This is a genomic window from Neobacillus drentensis (assembly GCF_036962125.1).
GTDB lineage: Bacteria > Bacillota > Bacilli > Bacillales > Cytobacillaceae > Neobacillus > Neobacillus drentensis_B.
The window spans coordinates 72,201-81,506 of sequence record NZ_JBALOA010000023.1 but is presented as its reverse complement, the minus strand read 5'-3'; the positions used below and the strand labels follow the sequence as shown (position 1 = coordinate 81,506).

Genomic DNA, 9,306 nt, shown 5'->3' with positions numbered 1-9,306 from the left:
TTTAAATTACCTTTTTTAATTGGTCCCGATCCTGGTTACTGGCCATTTACAGCTGGTTCTCGGCCGAGGGATTCCGCCAACTTGGGATGGAATCCCGCGAAGTGTTGGCGTGATTCCGCCATACTAGTGATGGATTCCGCCAACTTTGTACCTTTTCCCGCCAAACCCCCTGATGATTCCGCCAACCCCTTTAAATTACCTTTTTTTAATGGCCCTGATCCTGATTACTGGCCGTTTACAGCTGGTTCCCGGCCGAGAGGATTCCGCGAACTTGGGATGGGATTCCGCCAAACTAGTGAGGGATTCCGCCAACTTCGTAACTTTTCCCGCCAACTCCACTGATAATCCCGCCAAGCCCTCCTTTTTACTGCCTCTCATCCCAATAATCCGCCACCTCCCATAAAATGAAAAACCATTCCGGCCGATAGGACGGAATGGTAACTAACTTGCTTACTCATCTAATTTTTTCATCCAGCCCATGCCCATGGAGCCTTCGCCGAGATGGGTACCGATGACGGCACCGAAGTAACCGATGGAAAATTCGACGTTTGGATATAATGCGGCTAGTTCATCGCTCCACTCTTTGGCTTCTTCTTCACGGTTAGCGTGGATGATGACCGCCTGGTAACTGAGACCGCTAGAGGCATCTTCATCAAGCAGGTCAACGATACGTTTCAAGGCTTTCTTGCGGGTGCGGATTTTTTCAAAAGGGACAATGACTTTGTTCTCGAAATGGAGCAATGGTTTCACCTGAAGGAGGCTGCCGATAAAGGCTTGGGCACTTGAGAGGCGCCCTCCTCTTTGGAGATGAGCTAAATCGTCCACCATGAAATAGGCACGTGCTGATTGTTTCAATTCTCCCAAGTGGGCGATAATGGCATCCGCCGGTTCACCTTGTGAGGCCAGTTTCGCTGCCTCGATTGCATAAAACCCCTGCACCATGCAGCTGATTTCTGAATCGAATGGATGCACTGAGATGCCCTCGACCATCGTACCGGCCGTGACAGCCCCTTGGAACGTGCCGCTGATTCCACTAGAAAGGTGCACGCTTATGACCGCATCATAGTCCTTAGAAAGACTTTCAAATAGCTCAACAAACTGGCCGATGGGCGGCTGCGAAGTGGTTGGCAACTCCTTCGTCTTGACCTCTTCGTAGAACTGACGCCAAGTTATATCCACTTCTTCTTGGTAGACCTCGTTTCCAAAGATGACTTGCAACGGGATTATATGTATATTCCATTTATCACGTAAATCCTTTGGGATGTATGCAGTACTATCCGTGACGACGGCTGTTTTCATAACAAAATACCATCCTTATTTTTTTACCTACTATATGGCATTTTATATTTTATATGAAATGCAAATAAATTGCATTATTATTTCCCAAACAAAAAGAGCACACTTTTCAGCATGCCCTTTAAGAACCTTTTTACTTTACCTCAACCCAGCCATTTTTGATCGCTACCACTACGGCTTGGGTGCGGTCATTGACGTTCATCTTTTGTAAGATATTTGAGACGTGATTTTTGACAGTCTTTTCGCTAATGAATAAGGCTTCACCGATACCACGGTTACTTTTTCCATCGGCAAGCATTTGAAGCACTTCACATTCGCGTCGTGTCAATAAATGTAATGGACGACGGATTTCCATCGTTTGCAAGTAAGCTCCACTGCGCGCGACGCCCGCTGCAAGCTTGCGGTACTCGTTTACCAAATTATGCGTAACCTTTGGATGTAAGTACGACCCGCCTTCTGCTACCACTTTCACCGCTTCAATCAAGGCATCGGCATCCATTTCTTTTAATAAGTAACCAATCGCCCCTGTTTGTAAGGCATGTGTCACATAGTTTTCATCATCGTGAATGGATAGGATAATAATTTTCGTGTCGGGATATTTCTCGACCAATTCACGTGTAGCCTCGACACCATTCATTTGCGGCATATTGATATCCATGATGACCACATCAGGTTTGAATTCTTCTACTAATCTCAATGCCTCGCAGCCGTCATCACCTTCAGCCACCACTTGGAATGATTTTTCAAACTCTAGTATCCTCTTAACGCCTTCTCTAAATAATTGGTGATCGTCTATAATGACAATTTTTGTAGTCAATGTTTAAGCCCCCTAATCCTTCTAATTTCGAAATTTTCTCCATTGGCGGTAGGTTTGTTAGTTTTTCAGTTAATTAACGGAACTCGAATCAATACCGCAGTTCCTTTGCCTATTTTTGAATCAAAGGTAATTTCCCCTTCTAGGAGGTCTACCCGCTCGCGCATTCCGATCATGCCAAATGACTCAGGTTTCTTTTCGTTAATATCAAAACCAATACCATTGTCCTTAATCAAAACGGTTACTGCCGCATTCGTAATTTCTAATCGCACTTTGATTTCACAGGCGTTTGCATGTTTTAAGGCATTTTGCACGGATTCCTGGATCATCCGGAACAGTGCGACTTCATACTTAGTTGGAAGTCGACGTTCTAGGCCGATATTCATAAATTCAATTTTGGAATGGTTATGATATTCTTCGATGGTTTGCAAGTATTTTCTGAGGGTAGGGACGAGACCTAAATCATCTAATGCCATCGGACGAAGGTCATAAATAATTCGCCGGACTTCATAAAGTGCCGAGCGGACCATTTTTTTAAAGCTTTTGACCTCAGAAAATGCCTCATCCGCGCCCTTTTCCCGATAAACACGTTCGATTAAATCCGAACGCATAATGACATTGGCAAGCATTTGGGCGGGACCATCATGAATATCCCTCGAAAGTCGCTTACGCTCCTCTTCCTGTGCTTCAATGATTTTTAATCCAAAATCCTGTTTCGCTTTTGCATGCTCGAGTACTTTACCCACTTGTTTTAAATCACTGGTCAAGTAATTCATTACGACGGAGATTTGTGAAATAAGTTGATCCGCACGATCAATGGTTTCATCTAACCCTACCAGTCGATTTTCAAGGTCAGCTCTTTTATCCAAAAGCTGTTTTTTGTATTGCCAATTAATTGAAAGATCCATTTGCAACTGATGGGCTTTTTCATAGGCATCACGGACCTCTTCTTCGGTATAATGTTTAAAATTCATACTAACTTCTGAGAGCAGGCTCCGCGCATCGAGAACTTGTTTTTCAAGTTCCTCACCTTCCTGAGTGAGTTTTACCATCATTTCCTTAATATTGTCTAATTCATTTATCATATTTTCATAGTCTTGACGGCATTGCTCGCCTATCTGGAAGATGTCACTTTTTGAGCAAGTAACAGTTTCAATCATTTCTTCACGGATTTCGTCAATCGATTTCATATTAATCTGTTTAATTTTCATACTATTCCTCCGATAAGAGAAGCAATAAGCGCTTGAATGCTCACGCTAGACAATATTCTAATTTCAAAGAATTTTATTTCATTATCTTTGGATTTCATATAATATGCCTTTTAACCTATTTTACATTGGTTTTTAGCTATTTGCTAATCTAAACCTTTCCAAATGCCTTCATTTTCGTTAAAAAGTAGTATAATGGTAATATCAAACTTGTCTAAAAAACAGGTTTTCACTACTTTTGACTTCTTTATTATAACATGGAAATTTTACTGCCATATTAAAGTTATATTACACCATTATGAAATTTAGGAAGGAATGCGCATATGCTGCCTCGTTATAATACAGTAAAAAAAATGGGTGAACATGAAATAATTATTCAAAAATCACGATTTATTGCCCACGTCCAAAGAACGGAAACGGAAGCAGAAGCACAAGAATTCATTCAAATGTTGAAAAAAAAATATTGGGATGCTTCCCATAATTGTTCTGCCTATCTTATTGGCGAGCACGATCAAATTCAAAAAGCAAATGATGACGGGGAACCAAGTGGTACGGCGGGTGTTCCCATTCTTGAGGTATTGAAGAAACGAAAACTGAAGGATACGGTCGTGGTCGTTACCCGCTATTTCGGCGGGATTAAATTAGGTGCTGGTGGTCTAATCCGTGCATATGGCAAAGCAACCTCAGAAGGCCTTGATGCGGTCGGAATAGTTGAGAGAAGATTAATGCGGGTCTGCCATGTCCACATTGATTATTCATGGCTTGGAAAAATTGAAAATGAATTAAGGTCGTCGACGTATATTCTTAAAACGATTCAATACCAAGAAAAGGTTGAAATTGAGGTATTCGTGGAAGAGGAGAGCCAACAGGCATTCACAGACTGGATGATTGAATTAACTAATGGACAAGCCGAGATTACTGCGGGAGAAGCTACCTATCTTGAGGAAGAAATATAGGTAGGTAACTTCTCTTTTTTTTGTGCAAAAATAGAAAATTATGTCGTCTTAAAAATTTCATTTTACCAATCTCGATAAATATTATAAAATAGAATAGATTTTCAACAAAAGCTGACATTTTTCTACTTTTAATACAATACTAGGAGGCAATATATGTCTATCAATAGACAAGGTTATAAGAATACTCATAAAAAGAAGAAAAAACGGAAACGAATTTTACTATGGTTTATCATGCCTATCCTGTTATTAATCATAGGGGCAACAGCGTACGGCGGGTTTTTATATAACAAAGCTGAATCTGTGATGAATAAATCATACAAGCCCATTGAGCGTGACACAAAGAAAGCAAACACCAATGTAAAACTTGAAAATACATCGATTTTATTTATCGGTGTCGATGATAGTGAAAAAAGAAAATCTAGTGGCAGCTCGCGTTCAGATGCGTTAATGCTGGCAACTTTTAATAAGGAAGACAAGTCGATTAAACTGCTAAGTATTCCGCGTGATTCGTATGTTCATATCCCTGAGAAGGATATTTATACAAAAATAACTCATGCCCATGCCTACGGCGGTGTAAAGCTGACCCTTGAAACTGTCGAAGAACTACTTGATGTTCCTGTCGATTATTATGTTAAAATGAACTTTAATGCGTTTATTGATGTAATTAATGCCCTTGACGGTGTTAAAGTAGATGTTCCATTTACTTTTTCTGAGCAAGATTCCAAAGACCATGCGAAAGCAATTACTTTGCAAAAAGGCGTACAAGAACTAAATGGTGAGGAAGCTCTAGCATTTGCACGAACAAGGAAAATTGATAGTGATATCCAACGAGGAATGCGCCAGCAGCAAATCGTTAAGGCCATTCTTGCAAAGGGTGCTTCAATTAAATCAATTACTAATTACACAGATGTAATGGAAGCAGTTGGAAAGAATATGTCCACGGATTTAACCTTTGATCAGATGAAATCGTTCCTAAGCTATATCCAGGCTGGTAGTGGGCTTAATGTTGAGTCATTATCACTAAAAGGTGAGGATTCTTATATTAACCGTATTTATTATTATAAGCTGGATGATGCAGCCTTAGAAGAAACGAAAACAAAACTTAAAAATCATCTTAACGGAAAAGCAACTGACAAATAAGCAAAGAACCCGGGTAATTTATCCGGGTTCTTTTTTTGTATAAATAAACAGCAATAGAAAACAATAAAAGGGTAATCCACAACGATTATGTGAATTACCCTTTTAATATATTAGCATTATCTATTTTTATTCAGAATCCCCATGATCCGGAGGAGCGGCCGGTAATTTTTATTGATTAATCCGATCGTTTCTACAAATAGTTCAATCGCTAGGACGATAATGGTCATGATTAAGATTGAGCCCCATACCGTTGTGATGGTGAAAATAAAAGCAGCAAGACCAAACATCGCACTCATTGCATATATTAGCAGTACCGTTTCGCGATGAGTAAACCCTAGTTCTAATAAACAATGGTGTAAATGAGATTTATCAGGTGCTGATAATGATTTCTTATTGTAAATACGGCGAATGATTGCAAAAAAGGTATCAGAAATCGGAACACCTAAAATGATGATTGGAACAACAAATGAGATTAACGTTACATTTTTAAAACCGAGTAAGGATAAGACTGAAATCATATAACCAAGGAAGAGTGCACCAGAATCCCCCATGAAAATTTTCGCTGGGTGAAAGTTATAGATTAAAAATCCTAATGTACTTGCTAGGAGGATTGTCCCCATCGCGACCACATAACCATTGCCCATGACAATTGCCATCCCGGAAATTGTGATAAAGGCAATTGACGATACTCCAGCGGCGAGACCATCTAATCCATCGATTAAATTGATCGCATTCGTAACGCCGACAATCCAAATCACAGTAATCGGAATACTAAACATACCAAATTTTAAGACCCCGTTAAACGGCAAGTTAATAAAGTCAACTTCCACCCCGCCCCACATAACGACAATGAGTGCAGCGATGATTTGTAAGGCAAATTTTATTTTCGCTGATAATTCATAGATGTCATCTAATATTCCAGTAACCAATATAATCACTCCACCAGCTATAATCGCTGCATGATAGGGACTATTGGGCTGGAGGATGAATAAACCTAAAAGAAAGCTGAGATAAATCGCTAGGCCGCCTAAACGTGGCATAATCTTAGAATGTACCTTGCGCTTATTAGGACTGTCCGTTGCTCCTAATTTAAAAGCCAATTTTTTGATGATTGGTGTAATTAAAATGGAGCATAAAAAACATAATATTAAGGTCAGATATAACATAAAGACCCTCCCTATGAATATAATGCCCCATTAATAAATTTTAGAAACAGGCACATATTTCTAAGTACATAACGAACCTATTATAGCACAGCAGTTTTTACTTTTGTATAAGTTGATTAATTGTTGGAATATTCCAACTTAATCAAAGTTTGGATGCTCGTAAGTTTCTTAGTTCACAATGTTAGACGTTTCATTGCTCCAAATAGTTACAATTTTTTTAAATCAAGAACATTCACTTGCTATTTGTGAAGTTTTAATTGAAAGATTTCGATTAAGAATCGTGGAATAGCCAACATTCTTCTCCAGCGTGTAGGCTGAGAAATTAACCGATAAAACCATTCGAGATTCATCTTTTGCCAAATCTGCGGTGCTCGTTGGACCTCGCCGGCCAGCACATCGATGCTGCCTCCGACCCCCATAAATAACCCTTTTGAAAATTCATCATATTGTTGCGCAATCCATTGTTCCTGTTTTGGAAATCCTAATGCCACAAAAACCATATCGGGACATGACGCTTTAATATCTGCCGTCACCGTGCTTTTTTCCCAATCAAAAAATCCATGATGACTTCCGACTATTTGAAGATGCGGATAATTCCTGCGGATATTAGCCACAGCCTTTTGATTGGTTTCTTCGCGCCCGCCTAACAGGTATATTTTCAATTGCTTCTCGTTCCCCCGTTCAAGCAGGCGGACCATAACATCATATCCCGCCACCCTCTCCAAGATGGGGGTACTTAAAATCTTCGAAGCAAGAATAATCCCATAACCATCAGGAACCACCATATCGGCTGACTGAATGATTTTTTTATAATCTTGATTTTCATGCGCATACATGACAATTTCTGGGTTAGCAGTAACAATGAAGGATTTTTGCTGATTGCTTATCCTTTCCAGCAAGTCGTCAATCACATGATCAAAGTGTTTATTCACAAAATCTATATCAAGAACGGTTACCACGTTTGTTTTCATAACTAAATCCCTTTTGCAGCTAAGCCTTTTTGTTTTTGGATCACTTGTTCACGGAACTTTTTCTGTTCCTCATTGGACATTGACTTATATTCTTTAAGGAATTTTTCATATTCAGGAATCACTTCTGTAACTGGCCCGAACTTTTTAATTTCCCCGTACTCTAGCCAGATAGCCTTTTCGCAGAACTCCTTAATTTGACCCATCGAATGACTGACAAAGAAAATGGTCTTTCCCTTTTCTTTAAACTCAAACATCTTGTTCTTCGATTTTTGGGCAAAAACCTGATCGCCTACAGATAACGCTTCATCGACAATTAGAATATCGGGATTAACGGTAACCGAAATAGCAAACCCGAGTCTTGACTTCATCCCGCTTGAATATTTCTTTACCGGTTGATCGATAAATTTACCAATATCTGCAAACTCAATAATTTCTGGCTCCATCTCTTTTATTTCTTTCTTTTTAAAACCAAGCATCAAGCATTTTAGCTCAATATTCTCTCTGCCCGTTAATTGGTTATTCAAACCAGATGAGATTGCAATAATCGAGGTCGTCCCATGTGAGGTTACATCACCTGATGTAGGCGGAATCACCCCTGCAATAATATTAGAAAGCGTCGATTTACCAGAGCCATTTACACCGACAAGACCGATAACATCCCCTTCTTGGGCTGTAAAAGAGATATCCTGCAGCGCAAAAAAATCTTCACCATATCCCCCGGGTAAGACAACATCAAGAAGCTTTTCCTTTGGTGACCGATGCATTTTATATTTTTTATAGACATTCTTAACTATCACCGTTTCCCTCACGAAAAAATCAACTCCAATTTACAAATAGTCCACAAAACGGTTTCTAAATTTCAAATGTAAAACAGAACCAACCATAAATAATACCACTACTGTAATCCAAAAATACAACGTTAATTGCGGGTATTCTGATGGGTACCACATGGTTCCTATTAGGGCAGCTCGGTACCCTTCGACAATATAATATAAAGGATTTAACTTAAGAATAAATACATAGTCTTTTCCATGGATCATTAAATGTTCAGTATGCCACAAGAGCGGTGTTAAATACAGCAGCATTTTTAAAACGGATTGTACAATCTGCTGAACATCCCTAACAATAGTTGATAGGGTAGATGTAATAAGAGCAAGTGATAACAGAAATAGTAGCGTGGCCAGCATAAAATACGGCAACTGCAGATAGTACACACTAAATTTAAATTCCGTAAATTGTAAAAGGACGGTAACAACGGCGACTAACATAATATGGGTGTAGAAATTCGCCATGATAACAAATGAAGGAATGGCGCTCATTGGAAAACTCATTTTTGATATTAATTGTATCCTCGAATAAATTGATTTGGAGGAAGCGGATATCGCTGGATTGACGAAAAACCAGACAATCATTCCTGTTAACATCCATATAAAGAAAGAGACTTGTGTTCCATCATCCATGATTACCTTCTGGCCGCCGCGGACACCTAAGCCGAAAACAAACCAATAAATAGCAAGTTGAATCATTGGATTTAAAATTTCCCATAGTCTGCCGAGATAATTATTCGTATTCGCACTTTTTAATTCAAAGGCAGATAACCTCAAGATCAGGTAAAAGGAACTGATTTGCTCCTTTACAATTGTAATCATTGATTTCATGAAAATTGTCCTTCCTATCGCTAATAATAACCTTGTTCATTATACATTAATTTTTCCAATTGGGCATTATAAAAACAAAGCCTCGAGCTTTTTAGTG

General features: G+C 39.2%; 10 protein-coding genes. 3 read left to right on the top strand and 7 right to left on the bottom strand.

All coding sequences use genetic code 11. The features are described from left to right. A partial coding sequence (locus tag V7121_RS19305) for a hypothetical protein (RefSeq protein ID WP_335547489.1) occupies positions 1-342 on the top strand: 342 nt, incomplete at its 5' end. A gap of 108 nt (positions 343-450) precedes the next feature. Here V7121_RS19305 and V7121_RS19300 read toward each other — a convergent pair. The 3 genes from V7121_RS19300 to V7121_RS19290 form a co-directional block, all read right to left on the bottom strand. Then, positions 451-1,299, bottom strand: coding sequence for a DegV family protein (locus tag V7121_RS19300; RefSeq protein ID WP_335499589.1), 849 nt, complete (start codon positions 1,297-1,299; stop codon positions 451-453). A 130-nt stretch (positions 1,300-1,429) separates the two neighbouring features. Beyond that, entirely contained in the window at positions 1,430-2,113 is a 684-nt protein-coding gene (locus V7121_RS19295) for a response regulator transcription factor (RefSeq protein ID WP_335499590.1), read from the bottom strand. Positions 2,114-2,178: 65 nt separating this feature from the next. Next, positions 2,179-3,321 carry a sensor histidine kinase gene (locus tag V7121_RS19290; protein WP_335499591.1) on the bottom strand — a complete coding sequence of 381 codons (1,143 nt, stop codon included), beginning with the start codon at positions 3,319-3,321 and terminating at the stop codon, positions 2,179-2,181. A gap of 320 nt (positions 3,322-3,641) precedes the next feature. Between V7121_RS19290 and V7121_RS19285 the strand changes: the two genes are divergently transcribed. Both V7121_RS19285 and V7121_RS19280 read left to right on the top strand, forming a co-directional pair. Next, positions 3,642-4,274: a YigZ family protein gene (locus tag V7121_RS19285; protein WP_335499592.1), complete on the top strand. Its 633-nt coding sequence runs from the start codon at positions 3,642-3,644 to the stop codon at positions 4,272-4,274. Positions 4,275-4,427: 153 nt separating this feature from the next. Beyond that, positions 4,428-5,414, top strand: a complete 987-nt coding sequence (locus tag V7121_RS19280; protein WP_335547487.1) for an LCP family protein — start codon at positions 4,428-4,430, stop codon at positions 5,412-5,414. A gap of 116 nt (positions 5,415-5,530) precedes the next feature. Here V7121_RS19280 and V7121_RS19275 read toward each other — a convergent pair whose 3' ends face one another. The 4 genes from V7121_RS19275 to V7121_RS19260 form a co-directional block, all read right to left on the bottom strand. Further along, positions 5,531-6,580: a glycosyltransferase family 4 protein gene (locus V7121_RS19275; RefSeq protein ID WP_335499596.1), complete on the bottom strand. Its 1,050-nt coding sequence runs from the start codon at positions 6,578-6,580 to the stop codon at positions 5,531-5,533. Between the two features lie 239 nt (positions 6,581-6,819). Further along, positions 6,820-7,551 (bottom strand): WecB/TagA/CpsF family glycosyltransferase, encoded by a 732-nt coding sequence (locus V7121_RS19270; RefSeq protein ID WP_335499598.1) that lies wholly within the window; start codon positions 7,549-7,551, stop codon positions 6,820-6,822. Between the two features lie 2 nt (positions 7,552-7,553). Beyond that, on the bottom strand, positions 7,554-8,348 hold the full coding sequence (gene tagH / locus V7121_RS19265) for a teichoic acids export ABC transporter ATP-binding subunit TagH (protein ID WP_335547486.1): 795 nt from the start codon (positions 8,346-8,348) through the stop codon (positions 7,554-7,556). Between the two features lie 30 nt (positions 8,349-8,378). Then, entirely contained in the window at positions 8,379-9,209 is an 831-nt protein-coding gene (locus V7121_RS19260) for an ABC transporter permease (protein ID WP_335499602.1), read from the bottom strand. Positions 9,210-9,306 lie beyond the last annotated feature (97 nt).

Coding starts and splice junctions, on each gene's coding strand:
- V7121_RS19280 (WP_335547487.1), top strand. CDS start 4,428: ATGTCTATCAATAGACAAGGTTATAAGAATACTCATAAAAAGAAGAAA.
- V7121_RS19290 (WP_335499591.1), bottom strand. CDS start 3,321: ATGAAAATTAAACAGATTAATATGAAATCGATTGACGAAATCCGTGAA.
- V7121_RS19275 (WP_335499596.1), bottom strand. CDS start 6,580: ATGTTATATCTGACCTTAATATTATGTTTTTTATGCTCCATTTTAATT.
- V7121_RS19270 (WP_335499598.1), bottom strand. CDS start 7,551: ATGAAAACAAACGTGGTAACCGTTCTTGATATAGATTTTGTGAATAAA.
- V7121_RS19260 (WP_335499602.1), bottom strand. CDS start 9,209: ATGAAATCAATGATTACAATTGTAAAGGAGCAAATCAGTTCCTTTTAC.
- V7121_RS19300 (WP_335499589.1), bottom strand. CDS start 1,299: ATGAAAACAGCCGTCGTCACGGATAGTACTGCATACATCCCAAAGGAT.
- V7121_RS19285 (WP_335499592.1), top strand. CDS start 3,642: ATGCTGCCTCGTTATAATACAGTAAAAAAAATGGGTGAACATGAAATA.